This is a genomic window from Streptomyces griseoruber, from assembly GCF_001514205.1.
GTDB lineage: Bacteria > Actinomycetota > Actinomycetes > Streptomycetales > Streptomycetaceae > Streptomyces > Streptomyces griseoruber.
The window spans coordinates 301,633-325,620 of sequence record NZ_KQ948768.1 but is presented as its reverse complement, the minus strand read 5'-3'; the positions used below and the strand labels follow the sequence as shown (position 1 = coordinate 325,620).

The window sequence follows — 23,988 nt, the reverse complement described above, 5'->3', positions numbered from 1 at the left end:
CGGCCCCGTCACTTGGTCACAACGCACCGGACTTGGTCACCTCGCCACCCCGGCCGGTCCCCGCCGCTCCGACCGCGTCCCGACAACTGTCCGAAGTCCGCTGGCCCTTCGAGGTCACCGATCGTCACGTTCACCCGTGCCCGCGGCTGCCGCACCGGTGAGCGGCTGGGGGTGGAAACCGTGTCGGATGCGCCGTCCGCTGACACCTACGCGCTGCGAGTCCTGACCCTGCTGGCCCGAGAGGCACCCGCGGCCGAGATCGAGGCGGTCCTCGACGAGGCCCGGGCCGGCGCGGACCACCCCGAACGACTGCGCCGGGCCGAGCAGGCCACCCGGCTCGGCCTGACCGTGCAGACCCTCTTCGACCGCCGGCAGCGACGCGAGGCGGACCTCGCGGCCCTCGTCGACACCGCCCGGGACCTGTCGTACCCCCACGACCTCGACAGCCTGCTCCGGGTGATCATCCGCCAGGCCCGGCGGCTGCTCGGCTTCGACCTGGCCTACATCAGCCTGCTCGACGAGAGCGACGGCAGCTGGCGCATCCGGAACTCCGAAGGGGAGACCACCGCCCTGGGCATCGGGCTGCCCGTCGAGCCGGGATACGGCTTCGGGGACGCCCTCACCACCCGCAACGCGGCGTTCTGGACCTCCGACTACCTCAGGGACGGCCGCATCCGGCACAGCGACCACATCGACGCGGTGGTGCGGGCCGAGGGACAGCGGGCCATCCTCGCCGTCCCGCTGCACCGCGGCGGCGCCCCCTTCGGCGCGCTCTACGGCTCCGACCGCACGGTGCGCCACTTCACCCCGAACGAGGTCGGACTGATGCGCACCCTGGCCGACCTGGCGGCCGTCGCCATCGACAAGTCGAGGGTGCTGGAACAGGTCAGGGCCGACGTCAACGACCTAGAGGACGACTCCTACCGCGCCCAGCTGTCCCTGACCCGGATGCGCGGCCTCGTCGACACCCAGAACAGACTGCTCGGCCTGGTGCTGGGCGGCAGCGATCTCGCGGCCGTCACCGGGGCCGCGGGCCACGCGCTCGACGGCACCCTGGTGGTCCGCGACCCCTCCGGCCGGACCCTTACCGCGACCGGAGAGATCCCCGGCCTGGACGATCCCGCGCTCGCCGAGGCGGTGCTGGACGCCCACGCCCGCCGGGTGGCCGTGGTGCTGGACAACGGCGTCTGGATCATCCCGCTCGACGCGGGCGGCGAGGACCTCGGCGCGCTGATCGTCCGCCCGGCCGGGCAACTGACGCCCGAGGACGAGCAGTTGCTCCAGTCCGTCGCCCAGGCCGTCACGATCACCCTGCTGCTCCAGCGCAGCGCGGTCGTCGCCGAAGGGCCCGTACGGGACGAACTGCTGGAGGACCTGCTGGCCGACCCGCCCAGCCGGTCCCGCCGCCAGCTCAGCGACCGCGCCGACCGCCTCGGCATCGACCTCGGGGCCTCCCACGTCCTGGTCGTGGCCCGCCCGGAGCCGGGCGAGCAGGGGCGGGCGGCGGTCTGGGCCTCCTCCCACGCCCACCGTACGAACGGCCTGAAATGCGTGCGCTCCGGATGCGTCGTGCTGCTGCTGCCGGGGGCCGACGCGGCCGAGGCCGCCCGCCGGGTGTCGGCGGAACTGTCCCCGCTGCTCGGCCATCCCGTCTCCGTCGCGGGTGCCGGTCCGGGGCGGGGCGCGGCCGACGCCGGCCGGCTGTACCGCGAGGCGCTGCGCATCCTCGACGCCCTGACCCTGCTGCGCGGCAAGGGCGCCACCGTGGTCGGGTCCGACCTCGGCTTCCTCGGACTGCTGCTGTCCGACGACCACGACGTCGACGGCTTCATCCGCTCGGTGATCGGCCCGGTCCTCGCGTACGACGGAGAACGCGCCACCGAACTCGCCAAGACCCTCCAGGCGTACTTCGACGCCGACCGCAGCCCCACGTACGCCGCCGAGGTGCTGCACGTCCACCCCAACACGGTCTCGCGCCGCCTGGAGCGGATCACCGAACTCCTCGGCCCCGACTGGCAGAAGCCCCAGCAGGCACTGGAGGTCCAGCTCGCGCTGAAGCTCCAGCGCACCCGCCAGGTACTGGAGGCACGGCGCTCCCACCGCCCGCGCATCCGCGACTAGACGAGCGGGCCGGTGACCGGATCGTCCTGACCTCCAGTGCGGTTGTCCTACCGGGCGGCCGAGCGCAGCACCTCCGTCAGCAGGGAGCCGATGATGTGCGGTCCGTCCTGGGTCAGAACCGACTCCGCGTGGAACTGCATCGACGCGAACCGTTCCCCCCGGAGCGCGTGCACCTCGTCCGTCGCGGGGTCGCGGCTGACCGTCACCGTGCCGAAGACCGGGTGATCCAGTGTGTCCCGTTCGGAACGCGCGGCGAACGTGTTGTAGAAGCCGACCCGCGCCCGTCGGCCGAAGAGGTCGATCTCGCGCTGCACACCCTGGTTGGGGACACGCCGGGCCACCAGGTCCAGTCCGAGCAGGGAGCCCAGCACCTGGTGGCTCAGACACACCGCGAGGAACGGCCGTCGCTCGTCGAGCAGGTGGGTGACCGTCGTCCTCAGGTGGGTGATCTTCGGGTGCCCGGTGTCCCGGGGGTCGCCCGGACCGGGGCCCATGACGACGACGTCGTGGTCGTCGACGTCGTACCGCTCGTCGAACCGCCGTACCGTCACCCGTGTTCCCAGAGAGCGCAGTTGGTGGGCGATCATGGCGGTGAAGGTGTCCTCGGCGTCCACGACCAGCACCCGCCGCCCGGACAGTTCCGCCGGCTCCTCGGCTCCGGCGCCGTGGCCGCCCGCTCCGTTCAGCCAGAAGCCGGAGATGCCCTCGTTGCGGGCCGCCAGTGCCGTGGACACGTCCGGGTGGGCGGCGAACCGGGTGGGCGCCTGCTCGCCGAACGCCGCCAGCAGCGCGGAGGACTTGGCACGGGTCTCGCGCACCTCGGACTCCGGGTCGGAGTGCCGTACGAGTGTCGCCCCGACCCCGATGCTCAGCCGTCCGTCCGCCGAGATGTCCGCGGTGCGGATCAGGATCGACGCGTCCATGCTGCGGGCACCGCAGGCGTCCCGGCCGATCAGCGCGGCGACCCCGCTGTAGTAGCCGCGCCCGGCGGGCTCATGACGGCTGATCACCTTCGCGGCGCTCTCCAGCGGGGAGCCGGTCACCGTCGGCGCGAACAGGGTCTCGCGCAGGATGTCGCGGACGTCACGGCCGGTCGTGCCCTCGATGAAGTACTCGGTGTGGGCGAGGTGGGCCATCTCCTTGAGGTACGGGCCGACGACCCGGCCGCCCGAGGGGCAGATCCCGGCCATCATCTTCAGTTCCTCGTCGAGGACCATGTACAGCTCGTCGGCCTCCTTGCGGTCGGCGAGGAAGGACAGCACCCCGTCCAGGGTCGGCCCGCTCGCCGGATACCGGTAGGTGCCGCTGATCGGGTTCATCACCGCCCTGCCGCCGTCCAGACTGATGTGCCGTTCCGGCGTGGCCCCCACGAGGATGCGCTCACCCGTCTGGATCAGGAAGGTCCAGTAGGCGCCGGCCTCGCGCTCCAGCAGCCGGCGGAACACCGACAGCGCGGCGCGCGGGGTGAAGCCGGGCAGGTGTGCGGTGAAGGCGCGCTTGATGACGAAGTTGGCGCCCTCGCCGGTGCCGATCTCCTCGGCGATCACCCGGCGCACCAGCTCCGCGTACTCCTCGTCGGACACGTCGAAACGTCCGTCGTCCACCTTCACCGGTTCGTCCGGCAGCCGGGCGAGCACCCGGGCGACCGGCAGCGACTGCTGGGCGAGCACCCGCATCGCGACCAGCGGCGCGCCGTCGTCGTGCGCGGCGAACCCGCGCTCCGCGATCTGGCGGTACGGGACGAGCGCCAGGACCTCGTGGCCGCCGCCCGGCGCCCCGGTCCCCGGCAGCGGCAGATCGGCGAGCGTCGCACAGGGGGCGGCGTCGGTGAGCAGCACCTCCAGTACGTCCCGGCCGGTGCTCTCGGGCCGGTGCACCAGGGCGAAGGAAGGCGCCGAGCCGTCCAGGACCCGCGCCAGCAGGTCCGGCGCGCCGACCGGCGGTGCCGTGGGTCGCGCCGTCATCGGCGTGCCCCCTCGGGCACCTCGCCGAGCTCGTCGAGCAGGGTCTTGGTGACGGCCACCCGCGCACAGCGCTCGGCCGCGTACGTGAGGGCCAGCCGGTGGTGGGCGGCGGTGAAGTCGGCCACGGCGTCCGCGGCGACGAACGGCCGGATGTCGTGCGTGAAGGCGTCCACCGCGGTCATCAGCACACCGACATGGGCGTAGACCCCGCAGACGATCAGCTGGTCGCGTCCGTGCTCCCGCATCCGTCCCAGCAGGTCGGTCCTGGCGAAGGCGCTGTAGCGCCACTTGGTGAACTCCCAGTCCCCGGGGGCCGGTTCCAGCTCGGCGACGACCCGGCGGTGCTCGGGCGAGGTCCGCATGCCCGGTCCCCAGAAGTCGGCCAGCAGACCGCGTTCCTCGGGTGTCATCCCGCCGGGCTGCGCGGTGTAGGCCACCGGCACGCCCAGCTGCCCGCACCGCTCGCGCAGCAGCGCCGCGTTGCGCACGACCGCGTCCGCGAGGGTGCGGGGGAAGGGGGAGAGGAAGTACTCCTGCATGTCGTGCACGAGCAGCACGGCACGTCGGGGATCGGGGCTCCAGTCGACGGCCGCCGGGGGCAGTTCACCAGGTGCGGGAAGGTCGTAGGGCTCGATGGGCGGTATGCCGGGCATACGGGTGACGGTCCTTTCCGGTGGGGAGGCGGGGCGGGTGTCAGACGCCGAGGGTGGCGCCGCCGTCGACGGTGAGGCTGTGCATCGTGATGTGGCCGGCCTCGTCCGACAGCAGGAACGCGACGGCGCGGGCTACGTCCTCGGGCCGCGCGACCTTGCCCAGCGGGATGCCGACCCGGTACGCCCCCGGATTGCCGGAGACGGACGCGGCGACCGCGCCGTGGTCGGCGTGCATGCCGTGCAGCATGGGGGTGTCCGTGGAACCGGGGGCGACCACGTTGCAGCGGATGTTGTGCCGGGCCACCTCCAGGCCGAGGCACTTGGTGAAGGCCGCCGTCGCCGCCTTGGACGCGGCGTACGCGGCCATCTCCGCGCGGGCGGTGCCCGCCGCGTTGGACGCCACGGTGACGACGGCCCCGCGGCCGCGCGGAACCATACGGTTGACGACGGCCCGTGAGACGAAGAAGGCGCCGTCGGTGTTGACGGCGAACGTCGCGGACCAGTCCTGGTCGCTCAGGTCGCGGGCCTCGGCCAGCCGGAGCACCCCGGCGGCGTTCACGAGGTGGTCGAGCGGGCCCAGTTCACGCTCCACGGTGTCCACCAGTGTCTCGACCTCGCGGCTGGAGGTGACGTCCGCCGGGAAGGCCCGCACCGGCAGTCCGTCCGCCGCGAGCTTGCCGACGAGACCGGTCAGCCGGTCGGCGTCGAGATCCACGGCGGCGACCAGGACACCGCGCCCGGCGAGCAGCCGGACGACCGCCTCGCCGATCCCGCCTGCTGCCCCGGTGACCAGGGCGATGGTGCCTTTCACGCTAGTGCCTCCCAGTTCTGCTCCGTCAGGTGCTTTCTCCGGTGTGCTTTCTGCCAGTGCCAGTGCCAGTGCCAGTGCCAGTGCCAGTGCCAGTGCCAGTGCCTCTGCGTCGCGCCGTCAGCCGCGCCAGGCGGAGACGACCTCGACGGCCTGCCGCGGATTGAGGCGCGGGTCGCAGAACGTGAGGTACTTGTCGCCCAGGCGGTCGAGATGGGACGCGTCCCGGACGCACTCCGTGACCGGTTCCGGTGTGGTCTCCAGATGGAGTCCGGCCGCGGTGCCGCCGTTCGCGGTCACGGCGCCCTGGAAGTCCTCGACCTCGCGGACGACCGTGTCGACGTACCGCGTCTTGAGCCCCTCGGGACCGGTGACGGTGTTGCCGTGCATGGGGTCGCACAGCCACAGCGCGGGGTGCCCGGCGCCGGTGACGGCCCGGACCAGCGCGGGCAGCCTCCGCGCCGCGTTCCCCGCGCCCATCCGGGAGATCAGGGTGAGGCGTCCGGGGCGGCGCGTGGCGTCGAGGCGCTCGCACAGCGCCAGCAGTTCGTCCGGGGTCGTACGCGGTCCGATCTTGACGGCGACCGGGTTGGTGATCGAGGCGAGCAGCGCGATGTGCGCGCCGTCCGGCTGCCGGGTGCGCTCACCGACCCACGGCCAGTGCGTCGAGGCGAGGAGCAGGGAACCGTCGGACTCCGCTCTGAGCAGCGGGAGTTCGTAGTCCAGCAGGAGCGCCTCGTGACTGGTCCACACGGAGGCGTCGAGCGCGCGCGGCGGCGACGGGGCGTGCCAGCCGAGGAAGCGCAGGGTCTCGCTCGCCGCCCGGTAGCCGTCCAGCAGGCGGCGCGGGTCGGGGCGGCGCAGCTCCGGGTCCGGCTCCGGACGGTTGACCATGTGCCCCCGGTAGACGGGCAGTTCGACACCGCCCACGGTCTCCGTGGGCCGGGACCGGGGCTTGCCGTACTGGCCGGCGATCCGGCCCACGCGCAGCACGGGCTTGGCGGTGGCCTGGGTGAGCGTTCCGGCGAGGACGTCGAGCAGGGCGGCCTTGCGGGCCACGTCGTCCGCCGTGGCCTCGGCCGGGTCCTCGGCGCAGTCGCCCGTCTGGAGGACGAGCAGTTTCCCGGCGGCGGCGTCCTCGAGGAGCGTCCGCAGGCTTCGTACGGCGTCCGCGTCGACGAGCGCGGGCATCCGGCCGAGATCGCTGTGGACCGAGGCCAGCGAGGGGTCGTCGTGCCAGTCCGGTTGTTGCAGGGCGGGCAGGGATCGGAGGCAGGAGACTGTGTCGATCATGAGAGTCCCTGTGGGGGAGGCACCGGGAGGAGGACCCGGTGGACGGATGAGGCGACGGGCGGGGCTCGGTGGCCGACGGGCGGGGCGTACGTCACGGGGGAGTGGGGGGCGTACGGCCGGGGCCGTCGGGATCCTGGAGGGGCGTGCCTGATCGACTGCGACTATCGGGTCGGGGGACGCCGCGTGCAACGGCGCGCCCGGTAATTCGTCAGGTGGCGACGGCATATCGCGGTGACGGTGGTCGGCGGACACCTCAGGCGCCGGGCGACGGTGGGCGGGTCACCGTCCGCTCTCAGGCGGACAGCGGCGGCCGTTCCCGGGGCGGCGCGGCGGGCTCGTCGGCGAGACCCGTCAGCAGGGCCGCCGTGTGGGCCACGGAGGCCAGCGTGGCGTGCCGGTGCCAGCCCCGGAAGGAGCGTCCCTCGAAGTCGCGCAGGCCGACGCGCTCCCCGACCGTGGTGGCGTCGTGCCGGACGCGCCGGGCCAGCTTCGTCAGACGCAGCAGTCGGCCGGCGGGCGCGGCCAGATCCGTCAGCCACATCCGGGCCGGCGGCTGCCTCGGATCCGCCCACTCCCCGAGCAGATACAGCGGCCGCCGCTCGCCCCCGCCCGGATCGGCACCCGTCGTCACCCGGATCGACACGGCCGACGAGGCCTGCCGTACCCCGTGCCCGGGGTCGTCCCAGTCGACCGTGCGGCGCAACCCCCGTACGGACATCAGGATCTGTTCCGCCGACAGCGGGCCGGAACCGTACCCGGGCATCGACGCGTCGGCCACCAGCAGCCGGGTGCCCGGCGTGGTGCGCGCCACGACCGGCAGCCCCAGCCGGGCGAACCGGTCCAGCACCACGGGGTCCGCCCAGCGCCCGGGGACGTCCAGGATCACGGGCCGGCGGGCCAGGTTCGGGTTGCGCAGGGTCTGCGCGAGCGTCACGAGCGCGCTCTCCTCGACCGTCTCGGCGCAGGCGCTCTCCGGGACCTTGGCCCGCCGGCGCAGCACCGCGTCCCGCTCCCACTCCTCCGGGAGCAGCAGCCGCCAGTCGACCGGGGCGCTCATGCGCGGCGACGCGAACCACACACCGAGGGCGTACTGGCCGTGCAGCATCTGGCCCAGCTGGGGGACGAACCGCCGCCCCACGCCCACCGAGTGCCGGCCCGACTTGGGGATGGTCATCGTCTGCACCACCCACGCCACGGGCGAGGCGATCCGCTCCAGATGCGTGGCGAGGGCGGCGCGCATCGGCCGCCAGTCCCAGGTGGATCCGGCGACGAAGTGGTGCAGGCTCTGCACCGCCGGGGCCCCGCCCGCCCGCTGGGCGATGTTGCGGACCGACTTGCGGCCCGGCGTGGTGAGCAGGCCCCGCACATACTGCTCGCCGCGCTGCCGCTGGTCCCTGCGCGGTAACGACAGGAACATCAGCGAGCACAGCTCCCCGACGATGTCCTCGCCCGCCGACGCGTGCCACGCGCGCTCGATGCCCGGGCCGTCCCCGCGACGCGCGCCGCCCGTGCCGTGGTCCGCCGGGAGGGATGACAGTTCGAGTGGATTCACCGCGACCTCGCCTCAGAGTCAGGCGGTCCCGTTCGGACCGCCCTTTCACCGTCGCCTCCGCCGGGGCCGGCCCGCGAGGTGCACCCGTCACCTTGATCGCCCGGATGGTGGTTGCGCGGCCACCACACCCGCTCGGGCGGGTCCCGCCGGGGCGGCCGCGCGCCCGTGACCCAGCCCGGGCGGGTACGGCAGCCCCACCTGACGAAGTGATCGACGGCGCGTTGCCGCACATCCGGGTCCCGGCCAGGCTCGTGCCCTGCGGCCGTCCGCGGCGCGGCCACGGCCCTCACCGACACCCACTGCACCGAGGACCGACGAGAGGGGACGAACCATGTGCGGCCTTGCCGGATGGCTGAGCTACGAGCGTGACCTGAGCACGCAGACGTCCATCGCCGAGGAGATGAACACGACCCTGGAGTGCCGGGGTCCGGACTCCCACGGAGTGTGGACCTCCCCGCGGGCCCTGCTCGCCCACCGCCGGCTGGCCGTGATCGACCTGGAGGGCGGCCGGCAGCCCATGGCCGCCCCCGCGCCGGACGCCCCGGTGATCACGTACACCGGAGAGACGTACAACTACCGGGAGCTGCGCGACGAACTGCGCTCCCTGGGGCACGAGTTCCGCACCGAGTCCGACACGGAGGTGGTGCTGCACGCCTATCTGGAGTGGGGCGCCGGCTTCGCCGAACGGCTCACCGGCATCTACGCGATGGCCGTCTGGGACCCGCGCACCGAGGAACTGCTCCTGGTGCGCGACCGGATGGGCGTCAAGCCGCTCTACTACTGGCCGACCCCGGACGGTGTCCTGTTCGGCTCCGAGCCCAAGGCGATCCTCGCCCATCCCGACACCGAGGCCGTCGTCGACGCCGAGGGCCTGCGGGAGATCTTCGGCATCGTCAAGACGCCGGGCCACGCCGTCTTCCGCGGGATGTACGAGGTCAAGCCGGGCACGCTCCTGCGGTTCAGCCGCTCGGGCCAGGAGGAGACCCGCTACTGGCGGCTGACCGCCCGGCCGCACACCGACGACCTGGACACGACGATCGGCCGCGTCCGCTCGCTGCTGGAGGACATCGTCGCCGAACAGCTGGTCGCCGACGTCACGGTCGGGACCCTGCTGTCCGGCGGGCTCGACTCCAGCGCCGTCACCGCGCTGGCCGCCCGCGCGACGGCCGAGGGCGCGGACGACGGCGGGAGCCCGCGGGTGCTCGCCTTCTCCGTGGACTTCAAGGGACACGGGGAGCGCTTCAGGTCGAACGTCCAGTGGACCGACCCGGACACGCCGTTCGCGATCGAGGTCGCCCGACACGTCGGGGCGGAGCACGTCGTGGTCGAGCTGGACAACGCCGACGTGCTCGACCAGGACGTGCGCGACCGCGTGCTGCGCGCCCAGGACCTGCCGGTCTCCACGGGCGACATGGAGTACTCGCTGCTGGTGCTCTGCCGGGCGCTCAAGGAGCGGATGACCGTCGCGCTGTCGGGGGAGGCCGCCGACGAACTCTTCGGCGGATACACGTGGTTCCACGACCCGCAGGCGGTGGAGGCGGAGACCTTCCCCTGGCACCACCCCTTCGAGAAGGCGGGCGGCATCGGCGCTCTGCGCACCATCGGCCTGTGGGGCCGGCTCGGGCTGACCGAGTACGTCAAGCGGCGCTACGCCGAGGCGCTCGAGGAGGTGCCGAGGCTCGCCGGGGACGACCGGAGGGAGGAGCGGATGCGTGAACTGACGTATCTCAACCTCACCCGCTGGGAGAACTTCCTGCTCGACCGCAAGGACCGCATCTCGATGGCGACCGCGCTCGAGGTGCGGGTGCCGTTCACCGACCACCGGCTCGTCGAGTACGTCTACAACGCGCCCTGGGCGATGAAGAGTTTCGACGGCCGGGAGAAGAGCCTGTTGCGGGCCGCCATGCGCGGAGTGCTGCCCGACTCGGTCCTCGACCGCAAGAAGAACCCCTACCCGTCCACCCAGGACGCCGCCTACGAGGAGGCGGTGCGCGAGCGGGTGCGGGCCGCGGTCGCCGAGGACGACGCGCCCGTGCTCAAGCTGGCCTCGCGCGAGGAGATCGGGCGGCTGCTCGACGCGCCCGAGGGCACGTACTCGATGGGCGGGCCGTGGAGCGCGCGGGCGGTCCTGGAACGGCTCGTCGAGTTCAACAACTGGGTGCGGCTCCACGATGTCCGCGTCGACCTCTGAGCCCGGCCCCGGACCGGTGCTCGTCGTCTGGTCGGACATCGGCTGCCCGTGGGCGTCGCTGGCCCTGCACACGCTGCGCGAGACGGCCCGCGGCACCGGGACACGGCTGCTGATCGACCACCGGGCCTTCCCGCTGGAGCTGTTCAACGGGGAGCCGACGCCCAAGCGGATCGTCGACGCGGAGACCGTGGTGATCGGCGCCGCCCGGCCGGAGCTGGGCTGGCGCCTGTGGTCGGCCCCGGAGTCGGCCTACCCCTCGACGATGCTGCCGGCGCTGGAGGCCGTCCAGGCGGCGAAGGATCCGCGCGTCGGAGGTCTGCGCGGCAGCGACGAACTGGACGCGGCGCTGCGGCACGCCTTCTACGCCGCCAGTCGCTGTGTCGCGGTGCACGCGGAGATCCTCGCCGTCGCCCGGACCTGCCCGCACGTCGACGCGGCGGCCCTGGCGGAGGCGCTGGCCCGTGGTGCGGGCCGTTCGGCGGTCTACGCCCAGTGGCGGGCCGCCCGGGCCGACGGCGTCCAGGGCAGCCCGCATCTGTTCGCCCCGGACGGCTGGGCGGCCCACAACCCCGGCGTCGCGTTCGACTGGACGGCGGACCCGTCGGACGGCGGCCTGCCCCGGATCGTGCGGTGGTATCCCGGATGGGCGGCCGAGCTGCTGTCCCGGCTGACCGGTTCCTGAGCGGAGGGGGCCGGTCGGAACCGGTCAGGAACCGGTCGGGAACCGGTCAGCCGTACGATCCGCGGGTCTGCCGGGGCATCAGGTCCCGGACCTGGACGCGTTGCGCCGCTCCCTCAGGGCTTTCGCGAGGGAGCGCAGGGCGGGCGCGGCGGCGTTGAGCGCCGTGCGCTCGTCGCTCGTCAGCAGGGTGAGGGAGCCGGCGAAGATCTCCGCCCACGCGTCCTCGATCATCGCCATGCCCTGCACGGCCCCCGGGGTCGGATGCAGGCGTACGGCGCGGCGGTCGCGAGGATCCTGTTCGCGGCGCAGGAGCCCCTGGGCGACGAGACCCCGTACGGTCGCGCTCGCGTTGCTGGCGTGCAGGCCCAGTTCCTGGGCGACGGTGCCGACGCCGACGCCGGGCGAGTCCAGCACGTGGCGCAGGACTTCGAGGTCGGACGGCGGCAGCGGAGTCAGTCCGGCCTCCTCGACGCCCTGCAGACGCAGGACGCGCCCGAGTGCGTACAGGGCCGGGGCCAGCTGCCTCGCGTCACGCAGCAGGGTCGCGTCACCCGCCGGATCTGTCGCCTTCATGGAGCGACAGTAGCAATGATTATATCTATATAACTATAGTGAACCCTTTGCCGCCCGCTCTCTTCGCCGTCCGTCCAGGAGTGTCACATGCCCACGCCGTTAGCCGGCCCGGAGCCGCTCGCCGCCGGCTCACCCGCCAGGTCGCTCACCGCGACCCTCGCCCTGCTGTCGTTCGTGGTGCCGCTCGCCACCGACATGTACCTCCCGGCGTTTCCCCGGATGGCCGAGGAACTCGGCACGGACGCGTCCGGGATCCAGCTCACCCTCACCTCCTTCCTGTTCGGCATGGCGGCCGGCCAGTTGGTGCTCGGACCGCTCTCCGACCGGTACGGGCGGCGCACCCCGATGCTGGCCGGCACCGCCGTGTGCGCCCTGGTCACCGCCCTGTGCGCGATGGCCCCGAACCTCCCCGCGCTGATCGTGCTCCGTTTCGTCATGGGCTTCGCCGGTGCGGCCGGTGTCGTGGTCGGACGGGCCGTGATCTCCGACGTCGCCTCCGGAGCCGCCGCGGCCCGGCTCTTCGGCGTGCTCGTGGCGCTCGGCGGTATCGCGCCCATCGCCGCCCCGCTCGCGGGCGCCGCCGTCGTCGACGGCGCGGGAGGATGGCGCGGGGTCTTCTGGGCCCTGGCCGGCGCCTCGCTGCTGATGTGCGGGGCCGTCGCGCTGTTCGTCCCCGAGAGCCTGCCCGAGGAACGGCGCCGCGACGGCGGCATGGCGTCCACCGTCCGCGCCGCCCGTGCCGTCCTCACCGATCGCGCCTACGTCGGCTACACCCTCACCTTCGCCTTCGGCTGCGGCGCGCTGTTCTGCTACATCGCCGGATCACCGTTCCTCCTGCAGAACGTCCTCGGCTTCAGCACCGGTGAGGCGTCCGTCGCCTTCTCCGTCGGCGCCCTGACCGCCACCGTCTCCAGCACCGTCAACACCCGCCTCGTCGGCAGATACAGCCCCGTCCTGCTGCTGCGGACCGGCCTCGCGACGATGCTGGCCGCGACCTCGGCCGCCCTGCTGGTCACCCTCACCGGGCACCTGGGCCGCGTGTCGGCGCTCGCGCTCATCGGCGTCGCCTTCCTCGGCCTGGGCCAGTTCTTCGGCACCGCCACCGCCCTCGCCCTCGCCCGGGTGCCCTACGCCGCCGGCACCGGCTCGGCGGTGCTCGGCACCCTCCAGAGCGTCTTCGGGGCGGTCGTGGCACCGCTCGTCGGGCTGGGCGGCAAGCACACCGCGCTGCCGCTCTTCACGGGCATGGCCGGCTGTTCCCTGGCCGCCGTCCTGTGCCTGCTCCTGACCCGCGACAGCCCACCGCCGGCCGACCGCGCCGACGCTCGGACCGACGCACCGCAGGACCGGGCCGACGTGCCGAGCTGACACCCACCCGACACGCCGACCTGACACACTCCGGGCCACCTGACCAGGTCCCTCGGTGGGCTTTGACCGGCGGGAGCGCCCCGGCGCAGCATCGGCCCCGTAGCCGCATCTTTGCCAGGACCTCCCGTCGACCTCGATCGAAAGGCAGCCCGTGTCCAAGGACCCGCTCCTCGTTGTCAGCGACGAAGTACGCACCGCCCTCGACGAACAGCGTCCGGTGGTGGCGCTGGAGTCCTCGCTCATCGTCAACGGACCCGCCTATCCGGCCAACGCCGAACTCGGCCTGGAGATAGAGAAGGCGGTCCGGGACACGGGTGCGGTCCCCGCCACCATCGGCATCGTCGACGGCCGCTTCGTCGTCGGCATGGATGCCGACCTGGTCGACCGCTTCGCCACCGGCAAGGGCATCCCCAAGGTCAGCGCACGCGACCTCGGCCCGGTCCTGGCCCGGGGCGGCCTGGGCGCGACCACCGTCGCCGGCACGGTCGTACCGGCCGCCCGGGCGGGGATACCGGTCTTCTCCACGGCCGGCATCGGCGGCGTCCACCGGCGGGCCCAGGAGACCTTCGACGTCTCCGCCGACCTGTTGCAGTTCACCCGCACCCGGATCGCGGTCGTCTGCGCCGGCGCCAAGTCCATCCTCGACCTCGGCCTGACCGCCGAGTACCTGGAGACCGCGGGCGTCCCCGTCCTCGGCTACGGCACCGACCGCCTCCCCGCCTTCTACGTCCGTGAGTCCGACGTCCCGGTCAACCGCGTCGACGATCTGCGCGTCGCCGCCCGCGCGACCCGGCTGCACTGGGAGGTCAACGGCGACCGGACCGTGCTGCTGACGGCCCCCATCGACGAGGCCGACGCCCTCGACGGCGACGAGATCGAGCGGGCCATCGGCGCCGCGCTGGACGAGGCCGACCAGGCGGGCGTGCGGGGCAACGCCATCAGCCCCTTCCTGATGCGGGCCCTGACCCAGGTGACCGCCGGCCGCAGCGCCGCCGCGACCCGGGCGGTCCTGCTGTCCACCGCCCGGGTCGCGGGCGAGTTCGCGGTCGCCTTCAGCGCCGTGCGATCGGAGGCCTGACATGAGCGCACAGCGGACCGGCGCCTGGCGGGGCGTCGTCTTCGACCTGGACGGAACGCTCGCCGACACGCCCGGCGCGATCGTCTCCCTCACGCTGAAGGTCCTGGCGGACCTCGGCCGGGCGCCCGACGAGGCCGCCGTACGGGCCACCGTCGGCAAGCCCCTGGACCGCAACTTCTCCCAGCTGCTCGGCCTGCCCGTCGACCACCCGGAGGTGGAAGGGGCCATGGCCGCCTACCGGCGCGGCTTCGCCGAGCATCTGGCGGAGCAGCGCGAGCGCATGCTCTACGCGGGCGTCGCCGACGGCCTCACCCGGCTCCGCGCGTCCGGGCACCTCCTGGCCATCGCGACCTCCAAGACCCACGCGGCGGCTCTCAACGTCCTGCGCACCACGGGCATCCTCGACCGGTTCACCTGTGTGGCGGGCCACGACTCGGTCACCCGCGGCAAGCCCGCGCCCGACATGGCCCTGCACGTCGCCGGTGAACTGGGCCTTCCCGCCGCCGACTGCGTCGTCATCGGCGACGCGACCGGCGACATCGAGATGGCCTCCGCCGCCGGCATGGCCTCCATCGGTGTCTCCTACGGGGTGGCCACCACGGCGGAACTCCTCACCTCGGGTGCCGCGCTGGTCGCCGAATCCTTCGGGGACGTCGTGACGGCGGTGTCCCGGGGCAGAACGACGTGATCTGCCCCGCGCCACCCTGGAGGAAGACCGCAGGGGGCCCGGAGCGTTCCGGCCCGACGCGGCTTGCTCGCAGGGCGTCGCCGGGATGGGCTCGACCCCCGCTTCAGGGCTGCCCCGGGAGGCCCGCACGGACCGGGCGGTGCGGGCCTCCCGGGCCCCGTTGACGGGGTCAGGACGCGGGCAGCTCACCCCGGACCGTGTGTGCGGCCGCCACCAGGTCCTCCAGTGAGGCGCGGGTCTCCGGCCAGCCGCGGGTCTTGAGGCCGCAGTCGGGGTTGACCCGGAGCCGTTCGGCGGGGATCGCCCTCAGGCCGGTCCGCAGGAGCGCGGCGGCCTCCTCCGCCATGATCCTGATCGTGGCGGTGCCGGTCGCCGCCGGGGCCACCGTCTGGACCGGCAGGGGCGACGGCGACCAGCCGACCATGGCCGGACTCGTCGTCGCCTCCACCCTCCTGAGCCCCGTCGCCGTCCCCCTGACCACCAGCGCCCTCCGGCCGCTCCTCAGCCCGGAGTGCGCCGACGTCTGAGCCGTGCCGCGCAGACCGCCGGCGGCGGACTCACCCTCGGGGGAGTGGCCCTGCCCTGCGCGGCGGGCATTCTGTGCCGACTCGCCCTGCCCACCCCCTTGCCTGCCAGGGACACCGCGCGCCGTCGTACCCGCGGCCCTGGCCGGCTCACCGCTCCTGACCTACGTCAACGCCGGCGGAGCCCCCAACTCCTTCCTGACGCACCCGCGCCCGCTGCTGCTCCTCGCGGCGCTCGCCGTGGCGGCCCTGGTCTGTCTGCTGTCCTTCGCACTCGGCCGGTCCGCCGCCCGTCTCCTGCGTCTGGACGCCCCCGCCGCCTCGTCACTCACCCCGCGACGACGGGAGCTGCTGGAGGCGGCCTATGCCTACGCCCTGCGCAGCGGCCTCGGTGACCTGTCCCTGCGTCCGCTGGCCGAGGCGATCGGCACCAGCCCGCGGGGTGCTGCTCTACCTGTTCGACAGCAAGGACGGTCTGATCCGCGCCCTGCTCGCGCGGGCCAGGGCTGACGAACTGGCCCACGTCCAGCAGCTCGCCGACCCGCAGGACGGCCCGAGGGGCTGCAGACGGCCGCGCGCGAACTGTGGGCGTGGTTGTCCGACGACTCCCACCGCGGGCTGCTGACCCTGTGGGTCGAAAGCTACGCACGCTCCCTCGTGGACCCCGACGGGCCGTGGGCCGGCTTCGCCCGCGACACGGTCGGCGACTGGCTGGGGCTGCTCGCCGCCGGCCAGCCCTCCGCGTCGCGGGACACCGAGGCCGCCCTCGCGCAGCGCACCCTCGTCCTGGCCGTCCCGCGAGGCGCGCTGCTGGACCTGCTCGCGACCGGCGACACCGCGCGCACCACCGCGGCCGTGCACCTTCAGTTGGCGTCCCTGGGGTGACGTCGGAGAGTCGCTTGCACAAAGTGCCGGATATTCACTTGCACACCACCATCACGTGGGTCAACGTCACCTGACCCCTCACGAAGGCAGAGAAGATGACCACGCAGACCCACCCCGTCGACCAGGAACTCGTCGAGGCCGCAGCGCACGTCGCCCGCACGCGCTGCCGGGGTGACAACCACACCATGGCAGCCGCGGCCCGTGCCCGGGACGGCCGGATCGTCACCGCGGTGAACGCCTACCACTTCACCGGAGGGCCCTGCGCCGAGCTGGTCCTCATCGGTGCCGCGGCCGCCCAGGGCGCCTACGAGCTGGACACCATCGTCGCCGTGGGCGACCGCGACCGAGGGGTCGTCCCTCCGTGCGGCCGGTGCCGGCAGGCCCTTCTCGACTACTTCCCCGCCCTCGGGGTGATCGTCGGCAACGGCGACCGCCTTCGAACCGTGCAGATCGCCGACTTGCTGCCCGAGAGCTATGTCTGGGCCGACCACCAACTCGAGGCCGGGTGAACCGCCCCCTCAGCAGGGGCCGACGCCGCAGGGGCCGACGCCGCCGACCGACGCGGGGGCGAACGTTGCGTGATGCGGCACCGGCCGGGTCGAGGCGCGCCACGTCCGTGCCACCTCGCCGAAGACGGGGGCGGGCGCGTGGGTGACTTGGCGTCAAGCAGCTTGCACAGCTTGGAGGTTGATGCAGCCGCGTATGCTGCGCGGCAGAGGGACGGGAGACAAGCATGCGTAAGTCCGTTATTCGGGTGCTGACTTGGGCTTCGGCGTCTGTGTGGGTGATGACGGCCGTGGTGGCCTGTGGTCACCCGGGCGCGGCGGCGAAGGCAGCCTCGCAGAGCGCCTCGCGGGATTCCTCCCAGTACACCTCCGAGTTGCAGAAGAGCGACCTTGCCTGGAGCGGTGGTCCCAGTCCGTACAACGCCGAGGTGAAACTCGACGACGGTCGCCGGGTGGCCATGTACTACCGCCGTGGCCAGGGGCTCGTCGAGCAGCACTACGATCCTCGAGCGAAGGCCTGGACCAAAGCGATGGTCGTCCATCACACCCAGGCCGACGCATGCCAGGGCATCGAGCTGCGGGCGAACGGCAAAACCGTCGCGGCGATCGCGAACTTCGGCCCCTACTGCTATGACGGCGAGCCCCCGGCCGAGTCCATCGCGGCCGTCGGCACCGGCGACCTGACCCAGTGGGACGTCAACGTCACGAAGGATTTCGACGGCTGGGAGCGGGCTTCCGTCTCCAAGGACGGGAGTGAGGTCATCTTCAGGAGGGACAGCGCCCTCCGCTGGAGCCGTGCCGGCGGGTTCGGCGATCAGTGATCGGCCTTCAGCGCACCTGAGCTGGATGTGGGCGCGCACGACCAGGGGGCGCGGTAGTCACGCCAGGAGAAGCTGTCGCGTCCCAGCCGTGTCGGCGCATCGGCCGCCGCACCCCGCCGCACCGGGCCGGGGCACCCATCCCGCCCTCCCGCAGGGGACGCCGCCGGCACTCCACCGACCGCTCGCCCACCCGCGCCTCGCTCGCGCTCGCCGCGGTCTCCTCACCGACACTCCGAAGAGGTCAGTAAGAGGCCGCCGGCGCACCGGGCGGAGCGGTGAAGTCGGCAAGGCCGCGCAGGTATGACAGACCGGGCCGCCCGGAGAGCCGCCTTTCTCCGACGACGGCGAACCCCGAGCGGGCCAGCACGGCCCGCGATGCCGCGTTGTCGAGGGTGGTCGCGGCGCGCAGGACGGTCAGCCCGTACGTGTTGGCGGCAATCCCGCACAGTTCCCGCACGGCCCAGGTGGCCAGTCCCCGGCCCGCGGCACGCTCGGCGATCCGATACCCGAGTTCGGCGCCGCCGTCCGCCACATCCACGAGATTGACCCGCCCCAGCACCTCACCTTCCGTTCCGACCAGTACATGGAAGTAGCACGTACCGGCCTCCTGCTCGGCGAGCAGGGCATGGTGGCGCTCTTCGAACCGCGCGAAGTAGGCATCGCCTCGGTCGGGAACCGACCCGGCGAAGTAGGCCCGGTTGTCCTGCTCGAAGGCGAGTAGCGCGGGGGCGTGGCCAGGACGGAGCAGCTCGATCTCGGGCATGTGTGGAACATAGGCAACCCGGCCGCCGCCCGGCTCTCCTTTTTCTGGCGGCCCCGCACCCCGTCACACCGCGGTGCGATCCCGACTGGAGACGCGCCCTGGTGGCAGGCGGTCGCGGGCCCGTTCCAGCGTCCGCCCGAGTCCAGCGCGGGCCCGACCGGGCCAGTTTCCGGATCTCGTTGCGGCTCGCGGCTGTTACTCGCTGGTGTGGGCCCCTTCCGCCGTGTAGGTTCGCTCTCAGCTGTCGTGGTTCGCCGTACCTGCCCGCGCCCAGGCGTGGGCGTTTTGCTGTGCAGTGCCGGGCCAGGGCGATCACCTCCAGGGCCGCGCGGTGCGGTTCCTGACATCGACCGAGAGGCACCAGCATGGCCAGCGGAACCGTCAAGTGGTTCAACGCCGAAAAGGGCTTCGGCTTCATCGCCCAGGACGGCGGCGGTCCGGACGTCTTCGCGCACTACTCCAACATCAACGCCTCCGGCTTCCGTGAGCTGCAGGAAGGCCAGGCGGTGACCTTCGACATCACCCAGGGTCAGAAGGGCCCGCAGGCGGAGAACATCACGCCTGCCTGACCCGGGCCTCACCAGGGCGGAGTCGGGATACCACTCCTGCGGGTCGCCGCGTCGTCGAGCACGGCGCGGCGCCCTGTGAGCGAGGCGTCGGGCGGCGGTACCGCCCACGCCGGAACGGTGGCCCCCATGCGTTGGTGTTGATCAGGACCTGCTCGCAACGGAGCCCGTCCGCACACACATGCGGACGGGCTCTCTGCATGGGCTGGGACATCCCCGGCGCACACCGCGCCGGTGGCCTCGACGCCGTCGGAGTCGCCCCGGCCGGTCAGGAGGGTGGCGTCACCCAGACGGCGTAAGGGGTTCGGCTGCTGGGCCGAACTCAGGTACAGCGAAGCGTCGTTGCGGCTGCTTCCCTCCGGTGGAGGCCGGGTGCGCTCCTCCAGCGCCGAACCCCCTTGGCCAACGGAACACGCCGGCCGCTCGGCAGGGGATCAGGGCGCGGTGAACAGCGTCGGGAAGCGGGGCGCGAGCCAGGGCTTGCGGCCCCAGGCAAGGACCTGTCCCCGCCCGATGGCCCGCCACGGACTGCGGCGGCCCAGCGCGATGAGGAGGAAGGTCACGGGTTCGATCAGGATGGTGCACTCAGGACGTTCCGGCGGCGTCGGGGACACGTGCACGGCGCCGTCGCCCAGGCTGACGCCGAACGCCGCGCCGCCCCGGAGCCGGATGGCGTAGCGCACCGCCGGATCAGTGAGGGCGGCCGTGTCGACGACGCGCGGCATGACCGAGAGCATGAAGGGCATGCACAGCCCGACCCGGTGGCGGTCGATCATGTGCGGGCGCCCCAGCGCGCGAGCGAGGTCGTAGCCGTGGCCCAGCATGTGCGTCAGCAGGTACGACGCGAGAACGTGCCGGTCCATGGGACCCAGTGGTGTGACGGGGGCCGGGCCGGCGGTGCTCTCGTCCCCCGCGGCCCGTTCCACGGCGTCGAGGAACACGTCGGCCTGCTCTGTGATCATCGATGCCAGCGGCCGCGCGCCGCGCTGCCCGAACGCGGCGAGGGACTGTGCGTTGGCAGCGGCCAGGCTCTGCGGCGTGCCGTCCCCGTAGGGGCGTTCGTGCCCGGCTGCGAGGTCGGCCATCAGCTCGTTGGCCAGGGCCAGATGGGCGGCCGCCTCGCCGAGGGTCCACTCCGAATCCGGTACGGGAACGGCCGTGTCGGAGGCAGTGTTCAACAGCGTGGCGATGTCACCGGCGGTCTCACGTATCGCCGTTGCGAGCCCCCCGGGCAGCGGCCCGTGAATGTCCTGCTCCGCCGTACGGTGCACGCTGCCCGTCCCTCCCGCCTGCCGCGCCCCTCGCGTGTCCGGCGCGCCGAACCCAATCAGACTCGAGGGCACGCGGCAAGCCCTGGCACTCCACGGCGCGCTCCGGCCTCGGGGTGCGGTCCGGTGGTTCCCGGCGGACGGGGGATGGCGATGTGACCACCGCGCGGGCGAAAGGGTGCCGAGTGGCCACGCCTGAGTCGGCTCGCACGTGCAGGGCGCACCGGGGCGCGACGGGGCGCGACGGATGCGCGGTTGGCGGCCGGGGGACGGGCTCCGACCTTCGCACGTGTCTGCCATGACCGTCTGGCCGGTTCCCTGGCCTGGGACTACGGGCCGACGCTCCCCGCTTCGGGAGCCTGCCGGCTGAGGAAACCGGCATCGCCGACGAGCCCGCTGAAGGGGTGTACCGCCCGCACGTCCGTACCTGTCTCGACTCGTCGGAGCAACGTCTGCACCTGGCGGGCGGTGTGGGCGCGTCCGTCTTCCGCCACGCGGTCGAGCACCCGTGGCTAGTCCAGGTGGACGACCTGCGTGTCGTGCGACTGACGGATGACGGACGCAGCGCTCTCCGCGGGCGTCCAGCCCGTAGAGGCGCTGCTTGCCCGCCCCGCGGACCCGCACCAGACCCACGTCCCGGAGCACCCGCAGGTGCTTGGACGCCCCCGGCTGGCTCATTCCCAGCTCCTCCTGGGCCACGTCGGTCACCGGCCGCTCACCCGCCCGCAGCAGCGCCAGGATGTCCCGGCGTTGCGGCTCCGCTATCGCGTTGAACGCGTCCGACGTCGTCGCTGCTCGTGCCATGCCAGCCGTTGTATTCCGATAGGGGAGTCGGGCCGGTGCTCACCGCTGGAGGGTCGTGCGCTCCTCTGCAGGGCCGCACTGCCGCCAGTGGGCCCTGTCGGCCGCTGACCTGTGGCCGGCAAGAAGGCTGTGAAGCTGGTGACGATCACGGGTGCGTACGTCATTGTCCAGCCCGCCACGCCCTGTCACCGCGCACTTCCCGGGCGGCAGGATTCGCCACCTGGACCGTCCGGTTCCCACTGCCACCGGGGGCACCGCGGTTACGCGTGCCCGCGCTTCCCCGGGAGCACGACAAGCTACTGGATGCTCCAGCGGTGCGGATGCTCGGGCTCTTTGGGGCACGCGAACACGTTGAGCTCACCCCAGCGGCCCACGGTGACCTCCGTGGGAGTGGCGCAATGGTGAGTGGGCTGCTTCCGGTCCTCCAGCGGTTTCCAGCTGCCGCTGCCGCCGTCCCATTCCGTGCTGTCGATGGTCAGCAGCAAGTGCATCGGTGTCGTGCAGGTCAGGCAGTCCATGGGATACGGGTCTGTCGCGTGCCAGGAGGCGAAGCCACCCACGCGCCAGCCGGGCGGGATGGACAGGTCGTACTGGTAGCCGAGTGTCTCTGTCGTGTTCCCGTCCGCCGCCTGCTCGGCTTCCGCTTCAAGGGTTTCCTCCCATGCGTCGATCCGGGCGCACAGTTCCTCGGGCAGAAGGCCGGCGAAGGGGTAGGTGACCACCTGCTCCGGGTGCAGCACACAGGGCTCGGGCAGGAAGCCGTCGGACCCGACGACCAGCGGCTGCGGCGGCGCGGTCAGCACCGCACCGACCTCCCACGACCGCCGCCAGCGCAGGTGCAGTTCCAGGCCGTACCGGCCCGGTCCGTGCGCGGTGAAGGGACACCAGAACACTTGAAGCAGATCACAGTCTCCCGGTCCCGTCGGCAGGTCGGGCACATCCCGCCGGTACAGCTGCGCGAGGCCGATCAACGGCAGCGGGTCGGTCTCGGATGCCCCGGGGACCCGGTGCTCCCGGTGCAGCTCGACCAGGAGCTCCCGTTCCTCGTCCGTCGGGCCGGGATCCTGCCCGCGGGTCCACGCGGAAGCCAGAACCTGCCGATAGCGGCGGATGTCGGCCGGGCGTCGGCCACGTCCACGGCCATGGGCCTCGCCGCACACCGGCCACGGCTCGTCCGCCGGCCACAGCATCGGACCGCCCACGGAACTGGCCGACAGGTCCGGTCTGCCCGGCCGTGGATGGAGCCGCGTCGTCGTCCCTCGAAAGGAGGCCAGTTCCGGGAAGAGCGCCTCGACAGCGAGCGGGCGCGGGGGTGTGGTCCTCGTCATGGACGCGACCTTAGACGCCTGACAACCCCGGTCACCGAACACCCCCGCAGTGGCGTTGTGTCAGAACCGCTCTCAACGCGCCCGGATCATGTTGCGGGGTCTGCTGACCTGCAACACACTGCCCAACCTGTTCTGCAACCACCCCTCGTACACGATCGTGGCCGACCGGGCGCTGAAGCGGGACAAGGTCACCGTGCGGGTGAACGGCATCGACAAGAGAGTCAAACCGATCAGGCCGTGACGGCGCCACCGGACTGCCGGCCCGTCGGCCCCCATCAGAACCCCTCGGTTCTGGGCGCGGGCGGTGCCGGCCGGTGCCGCCACGGAGGCCCGGGGCGGGCCTTTCTCCATCTCCGTTGCGGCTCAAGGCTGTTACCCGCTGGTGTGGACTCGTTCCGCCGTGTAGGTTCGCTGTCAGCTGTCGTGGTTCGCCGTACCTGCCCGCGCCCTGGCGTGGGCTTTTTTGTTGTGCAGTGCCGGGCCAGGGCGATCACCTCCAGGGCCGCGCGGTGCGGTTCCTGACATCGACCGAGAGGCACCAGCATGGCCAGCGGAACCGTCAAGTGGTTCAACGCCGAAAAGGGCTTCGGCTTCATCGCCCAGGACGGCGGCGGACCCGACGTCTTCGCGCACTACTCCAACATCAACGCCTCCGGCTTCCGTGAGCTGCAGGAAGGCCAGGCGGTGACCTTCGACATCACCCAGGGCCAGAAGGGCCCGCAGGCGGAGAACATCACGCCTGCCTGACCCGGGGCCTCAACAGGGCGGGCACAAGGCGGGAACAGGGCCGAGCAGCAGGCCGCGCTTCGCCTGGTGCAGCCTTGTGGCCGCGGTGGCAAGGAAGACGGGGTGAGCTTCCGTCCGGTGTTTTCCCGAGCCGGGACGGGAGCCCGCGGTACCGGTTCGGTTGCCAAGGGCCTGGAGGTCTCCTGCGGGGACGATCGTTCGGCTGAAGTCCCGCAGAGCCTTTCGCCGCGTAGGCGACCGTCCTGCACCACCACACCCTTCGTGTGCGGCCTCCGGCCGGCGTCCCTCGTCGGCCGGAGGCCGCACACGTCGTCCCGCAGTGACCTGCCGACGGCCGGTGACGTGGCCCTGATCATGGTCGGCGCGCACGGTCGTGGAGGAAAACGGGACGGTCTCGGGGGAAGCTGACCGGCTGGCTCGGGAGATCGGCGCGCGCATCCCGTCGACGGCCTGTTCCATCTGGGCATGGGTGCGGGCGCTGGAGAAAGCACCCGCGGCGGGGGAGATCGGCAGCCAACCGGCCGTCTCACTGGTCTCGGTGAACGCGCCGGGCTTGCGGGAGTACAGGTTCATGATCGGCGGAGGCGTCGCTGGATGAGCTGATGGGCTGGACGTGCTCGCGGACGTCCCAGCGGTACGTCCGCCCTTCGTGGCGGAGTTCCATCAACTGGGCGGCGGGCACGGAGAGTTCGACGGCCGAGAGGGCACGCATTCCTGAGGCCGTCTCCACGCGACGGGCGGCGGGACGCCGTCGGCGATGCGGGCGTGCGGAAACGGCGAGGGCGGCGGTTCCCGGGGATCGGGT

23 protein-coding genes and 3 pseudogenes are annotated in these 23,988 nt (G+C 72.6%); 14 read left to right on the top strand and 12 right to left on the bottom strand.

What is annotated here, in order from left to right; genetic code table 11:
* The first annotated feature begins 180 nt into the window (after positions 1-180).
* The gene (locus AQJ64_RS18385) at positions 181-2,121 is read left to right on the top strand and encodes a helix-turn-helix domain-containing protein (protein WP_240512547.1); all 1,941 of its coding nucleotides are present in this window, start codon (positions 181-183) and stop codon (positions 2,119-2,121) included.
* 47 nt (positions 2,122-2,168) lie between these two features.
* Here the strand turns inward: AQJ64_RS18385 and AQJ64_RS18380 are convergent, their stop codons facing one another.
* From AQJ64_RS18380 to AQJ64_RS18360, 5 genes are all read right to left on the bottom strand, one after another.
* Positions 2,169-4,085, bottom strand: a complete 1,917-nt coding sequence (locus AQJ64_RS18380) for an anthranilate synthase family protein (RefSeq protein WP_055632949.1) — start codon at positions 4,083-4,085, stop codon at positions 2,169-2,171.
* A complete protein-coding gene (locus tag AQJ64_RS18375; protein WP_055632948.1) occupies positions 4,082-4,738 on the bottom strand; it encodes an isochorismatase family protein in 657 nt (218 codons plus the stop codon). Before AQJ64_RS18375 ends, AQJ64_RS18380 begins: the two co-directional genes overlap by 4 nt.
* 40 nt (positions 4,739-4,778) lie before the next feature.
* A complete protein-coding gene (locus tag AQJ64_RS18370) occupies positions 4,779-5,549 on the bottom strand; it encodes a 2,3-dihydro-2,3-dihydroxybenzoate dehydrogenase (protein WP_055632947.1) in 771 nt (256 codons plus the stop codon).
* A 117-nt stretch (positions 5,550-5,666) separates the two neighbouring features.
* Positions 5,667-6,839 carry a 3-deoxy-7-phosphoheptulonate synthase gene (locus AQJ64_RS18365; protein WP_079061753.1) on the bottom strand — a complete coding sequence of 391 codons (1,173 nt, stop codon included), beginning with the start codon at positions 6,837-6,839 and terminating at the stop codon, positions 5,667-5,669.
* 292 nt (positions 6,840-7,131) lie between these two features.
* Positions 7,132-8,316 carry an IS701 family transposase gene (locus AQJ64_RS18360; RefSeq protein ID WP_055637699.1) on the bottom strand — a complete coding sequence of 395 codons (1,185 nt, stop codon included), beginning with the start codon at positions 8,314-8,316 and terminating at the stop codon, positions 7,132-7,134.
* Between the two features lie 406 nt (positions 8,317-8,722).
* On the opposite strand from AQJ64_RS18360, the gene asnB reads away from it, so the two are divergent.
* The gene (asnB, locus tag AQJ64_RS18355) at positions 8,723-10,582 is read left to right on the top strand and encodes an asparagine synthase (glutamine-hydrolyzing) (RefSeq protein ID WP_055637691.1); all 1,860 of its coding nucleotides are present in this window, start codon (positions 8,723-8,725) and stop codon (positions 10,580-10,582) included.
* Positions 10,563-11,264, top strand: coding sequence for a DsbA family oxidoreductase (locus AQJ64_RS18350; RefSeq protein WP_055637692.1), 702 nt, complete (start codon positions 10,563-10,565; stop codon positions 11,262-11,264). Before asnB ends, AQJ64_RS18350 begins: the two co-directional genes overlap by 20 nt.
* A gap of 78 nt (positions 11,265-11,342) precedes the next feature.
* On the opposite strand, the gene AQJ64_RS18345 is transcribed toward AQJ64_RS18350, so the two are convergent.
* On the bottom strand, positions 11,343-11,837 hold the full coding sequence (locus tag AQJ64_RS18345) for a MarR family winged helix-turn-helix transcriptional regulator (RefSeq protein ID WP_055637693.1): 495 nt from the start codon (positions 11,835-11,837) through the stop codon (positions 11,343-11,345).
* Positions 11,838-11,924: 87 nt separating this feature from the next.
* Between AQJ64_RS18345 and AQJ64_RS18340 the strand changes: the two genes are divergently transcribed.
* The 3 genes from AQJ64_RS18340 (at position 11,925) to AQJ64_RS18330 (ending at position 14,971) form a co-directional block, all read left to right on the top strand.
* Positions 11,925-13,205 carry a multidrug effflux MFS transporter gene (locus AQJ64_RS18340; protein WP_055637694.1) on the top strand — a complete coding sequence of 427 codons (1,281 nt, stop codon included), beginning with the start codon at positions 11,925-11,927 and terminating at the stop codon, positions 13,203-13,205.
* 151 nt (positions 13,206-13,356) lie between these two features.
* Complete coding sequence (locus tag AQJ64_RS18335) at positions 13,357-14,283, top strand: pseudouridine-5'-phosphate glycosidase (RefSeq protein ID WP_055637695.1); 927 nt, start codon at positions 13,357-13,359, stop codon at positions 14,281-14,283.
* Between the two features lies 1 nt (position 14,284).
* A complete protein-coding gene (locus tag AQJ64_RS18330) occupies positions 14,285-14,971 on the top strand; it encodes an HAD family hydrolase (RefSeq protein ID WP_055637696.1) in 687 nt (228 codons plus the stop codon).
* Between the two features lie 169 nt (positions 14,972-15,140).
* On the opposite strand, the pseudogene AQJ64_RS46055 reads toward AQJ64_RS18330, so the two are convergent.
* Positions 15,141-15,314: pseudogene (locus AQJ64_RS46055) on the bottom strand (hypothetical protein); the annotation flags it as partial.
* A 1-nt stretch (position 15,315) separates the two neighbouring features.
* On the opposite strand from AQJ64_RS46055, the gene AQJ64_RS50940 reads away from it, so the two are divergent.
* From AQJ64_RS50940 to AQJ64_RS18310, 5 genes are all read left to right on the top strand, one after another.
* Positions 15,316-15,498: a bile acid:sodium symporter family protein gene (locus AQJ64_RS50940; RefSeq protein WP_055637697.1), complete on the top strand. Its 183-nt coding sequence runs from the start codon at positions 15,316-15,318 to the stop codon at positions 15,496-15,498.
* Between the two features lie 3 nt (positions 15,499-15,501).
* Positions 15,502-16,005, top strand: coding sequence for a hypothetical protein (locus AQJ64_RS50160; RefSeq protein WP_244902666.1), 504 nt, complete (start codon positions 15,502-15,504; stop codon positions 16,003-16,005).
* A gap of 84 nt (positions 16,006-16,089) precedes the next feature.
* Positions 16,090-16,380, top strand: a complete 291-nt coding sequence (locus AQJ64_RS18320; RefSeq protein WP_244902665.1) for a hypothetical protein — start codon at positions 16,090-16,092, stop codon at positions 16,378-16,380.
* Between the two features lie 95 nt (positions 16,381-16,475).
* On the top strand, positions 16,476-16,889 hold the full coding sequence (locus AQJ64_RS18315; protein WP_055637698.1) for a cytidine/deoxycytidylate deaminase family protein: 414 nt from the start codon (positions 16,476-16,478) through the stop codon (positions 16,887-16,889).
* Positions 16,890-17,113: 224 nt separating this feature from the next.
* Positions 17,114-17,707 carry a hypothetical protein gene (locus tag AQJ64_RS18310; protein ID WP_240512900.1) on the top strand — a complete coding sequence of 198 codons (594 nt, stop codon included), beginning with the start codon at positions 17,114-17,116 and terminating at the stop codon, positions 17,705-17,707.
* A 241-nt stretch (positions 17,708-17,948) separates the two neighbouring features.
* Here the strand turns inward: AQJ64_RS18310 and AQJ64_RS18305 are convergent, their stop codons facing one another.
* On the bottom strand, positions 17,949-18,470 hold the full coding sequence (locus AQJ64_RS18305; protein WP_059202768.1) for a GNAT family N-acetyltransferase: 522 nt from the start codon (positions 18,468-18,470) through the stop codon (positions 17,949-17,951).
* A 365-nt stretch (positions 18,471-18,835) separates the two neighbouring features.
* Here AQJ64_RS18305 and AQJ64_RS18300 point away from each other — a divergent pair, with 365 nt between their 5' ends.
* Positions 18,836-19,039 (top strand): cold-shock protein, encoded by a 204-nt coding sequence (locus AQJ64_RS18300; RefSeq protein WP_037751662.1) that lies wholly within the window; start codon positions 18,836-18,838, stop codon positions 19,037-19,039.
* 431 nt (positions 19,040-19,470) lie between these two features.
* Here AQJ64_RS18300 and AQJ64_RS18295 read toward each other — a convergent pair whose 3' ends face one another.
* From AQJ64_RS18295 to AQJ64_RS18290, 3 genes and pseudogenes are all read right to left on the bottom strand, one after another.
* Complete coding sequence (locus AQJ64_RS18295; RefSeq protein WP_055631633.1) at positions 19,471-20,307, bottom strand: maleylpyruvate isomerase family mycothiol-dependent enzyme; 837 nt, start codon at positions 20,305-20,307, stop codon at positions 19,471-19,473.
* Positions 20,308-20,892: 585 nt separating this feature from the next.
* Positions 20,893-21,108 (bottom strand): annotated as a pseudogene (locus AQJ64_RS46050) (ArsR/SmtB family transcription factor); the annotation flags it as partial.
* A gap of 296 nt (positions 21,109-21,404) precedes the next feature.
* Positions 21,405-22,436, bottom strand: coding sequence for a hypothetical protein (locus tag AQJ64_RS18290; RefSeq protein ID WP_055631632.1), 1,032 nt, complete (start codon positions 22,434-22,436; stop codon positions 21,405-21,407).
* 88 nt (positions 22,437-22,524) lie between these two features.
* Between AQJ64_RS18290 and AQJ64_RS48180 the strand changes: the two genes are divergently transcribed.
* On the top strand, positions 22,525-22,677 hold the full coding sequence (locus tag AQJ64_RS48180) for a hypothetical protein (RefSeq protein WP_162252475.1): 153 nt from the start codon (positions 22,525-22,527) through the stop codon (positions 22,675-22,677).
* A 302-nt stretch (positions 22,678-22,979) separates the two neighbouring features.
* Positions 22,980-23,183: a cold-shock protein gene (locus AQJ64_RS18285; protein ID WP_037751662.1), complete on the top strand. Its 204-nt coding sequence runs from the start codon at positions 22,980-22,982 to the stop codon at positions 23,181-23,183.
* A gap of 444 nt (positions 23,184-23,627) precedes the next feature.
* On the opposite strand, the pseudogene AQJ64_RS50935 reads toward AQJ64_RS18285, so the two are convergent.
* Positions 23,628-23,756: pseudogene (locus tag AQJ64_RS50935) on the bottom strand (antitermination regulator); the annotation flags it as partial.
* Positions 23,757-23,988 lie beyond the last annotated feature (232 nt).